The 2,244-nt window shown below is 67.4% G+C and carries 2 protein-coding genes; both read right to left on the reverse strand.

The annotated features are described in order from the left end of the window. Positions 1–1,536: thiamine pyrophosphate-binding protein (locus tag A3764_RS15735; protein ID WP_067951757.1), on the reverse strand; the 1,536-nt coding region annotated here is incomplete at its 3' end. A gap of 26 nt (positions 1,537–1,562) precedes the next feature. Beyond that, the coding region (locus A3764_RS15740; protein ID WP_150122227.1) for a class I adenylate-forming enzyme family protein at positions 1,563–2,244 on the reverse strand (682 nt) is incomplete at its 5' end.

Consider the following 2,244-nt stretch of genomic DNA (forward strand, 5'->3'; position numbering starts at 1 on the left):
ATGCGCGCCAAGGGCACGCGCCATGGCGGCGTAATCGGAATGGCGCAATTCGGTACCGACGACGCGGCCACCGTAGTTGAACTCCTGATCGTAGCGTTCGATGTTCCATGCCGCGTTGTTCGACACGATGAATACCGCCTTTGCATCGTGGCGCACCGCCGTGTCGATCTCCATCGCGTTGATGCCATAGGCGCCGTCGCCGTTGACCGAGATCACCTGCCGGTCAGGACAGGCCAGCGCGGCTGCGATGGCGAAGGGGGCGCCGACGCCGAGGCATCCAAAGGCACCGGCATCGAGATATGTTTTCGCGGCGAGCCCGACGCGGGCAAAGCTCAGCAGGTCCCCGCCATCGGCCACGGCGATGTAATCCGGGCGGGCTTCGGCGGCGATGGCTTCGAAGATGGCCATGGGATGGATCTTGCCGTCCGGGCCGGTCTGCGGGACGGAGGCGTCGCTGCTCTTGGCGATCCGGTCGCGATGCTTGCCGCGCAGGCCTTCCAGCCAATCTAAATCGCGCGTCCCGGCGTCGTTGCCTAGCGCGTCGGTCAATGCCTCCAGCGCAAGATCGACGCCGGCAAGGATTTCGGGGCTGCCGCGGCGATTATCGATCAGCTCTCCCGGCGTGTCCGCGATGCGCAGGAAGCGCGCGTCGGGAAAGACGGCGGGCGAGCCGAAGCCAAGCTGATAGTCGAGCTTCCGGCCCAACGTCACGACAAGGTCGGCCTGCGCCATGGCAGCGGCACGGACCGCGCCGACCACGGCCGGATGCTCGCGCGGTACCAGCCCCCGGCTTTCCTGCGTGTCGAGGTAGAGCGCATCCACCGTATCGAGAAAGCGCACCAGTGCCTCGCCCGCCCCGCGCGCCCCGCGCCCCGATACCACGAGCGGGCGGCGCGCGCCCCGGATCGCGTCCACCGCTTCGGCGATGCTGTCGGGGTCGGCCGTGACGCGCCGGTCCGGTTTGGGCGCAATCCAGTCCTCGGCGATCAGGTGTTTCGCGACCCGGGTGCGCAGCACGTCCGTCGGGACTTCGATGTAGGACGGCCCCGGTTCGCCCAGATCGCCCATCGCGCGGGCCCATGCCTCATCCAGCTCGCGGATCACCTGATCGGCGACACGCGCGGTGCGGCTGTAGCGCGTCACGGGGCGCATGATCTCCACATGGGGGATGTCCTGCAGCGGGCCCATGTTCGCCTGCGGGCGCGAGGTGCAGCCCCCGATCAGCAGCACGGGCGCGCGGGCCAGCGACGCATTGGCGATGGCGGTCACGCAGTTGGTGACGCCCGGCCCGGCGGTGACCATCGCGACGCCCATGTCCCCGGTCAGCTCGGCATGCGCATGGGCCATGTGCACTGCGGCCCCTTCGTCCCGGACATCGACGATGCGGATGCCCTGCCGGGCGCAGTGGTCCCAGATGGGCTGGATATGGCCGCCCTGCAGGCCGAACACCCTGTCGACCCTGCGCGCCTTCAGCGTGGCGGCGATCCAGGCGGCGACGTTGTCCTCGTCTTGGTTGAGGTCCTGTGTATCGGTCATTTCCTGTTCTCCTGAAAAGAGGGGTGCTATGCGCGGTCGGTCAGCAGGTCGCGCAGCACCCGGTGCAATATCTTGCCCGTGGAGTTGCGCGGCATTTCGTCGGGGGTGAGAAAGATGATACGGCGCGGGCGCTTGTACCCGGCCAGCTTGTCCCGGGACCAGGCGATCAGCTCATCCGCCGTCAGGCCGCCCCCGGGTGCCACGACCACCGCGGCGGCGACTGTCTCTCCCCATTTCGCGTCCGGCAGCCCGACCACCGCGATATCCCTGACCTGCGGGTGCCGCGCCAGCACGGTCTCGACCTCGCTCGGATAGACGTTCTCGCCGCCGGAGATGATCATGTTCTTCTTGCGGTCGATCAGCCGGATGAAGCCCGCTTCGTCCCGCAACGCCATGTCGCCGACCGACAGGTAGTTGCCCCGGTATGCCTCGCGCGTTTTGTCGGGCAGGTTCCAGTACCCTTCGAAGGCGTAGGGGGAGGAGGAATACAATTCACCGATCTCCCCGTCGGGCACTTCGTTCCCCGCGTCGTCGAGGATCCTGATCGGCGCGGAGCCCGCGACTTCGCGCCCGACGGTGCCGAGATGGTCGAAAAGCTCATCCGGGTGGAGGAACGTCACCCAGCCCGCCTCGGTGGAGCCGTAGAGTTCATAAAGACCCGAATTCGGGAACATCTCCATGATCGCTTGTTTCGTCTCGACCCGCGCG

Origin of the sequence: Sulfitobacter sp. HI0129, assembly GCF_001635395.1 — a bacterium.
GTDB lineage: Bacteria > Pseudomonadota > Alphaproteobacteria > Rhodobacterales > Rhodobacteraceae > Sulfitobacter.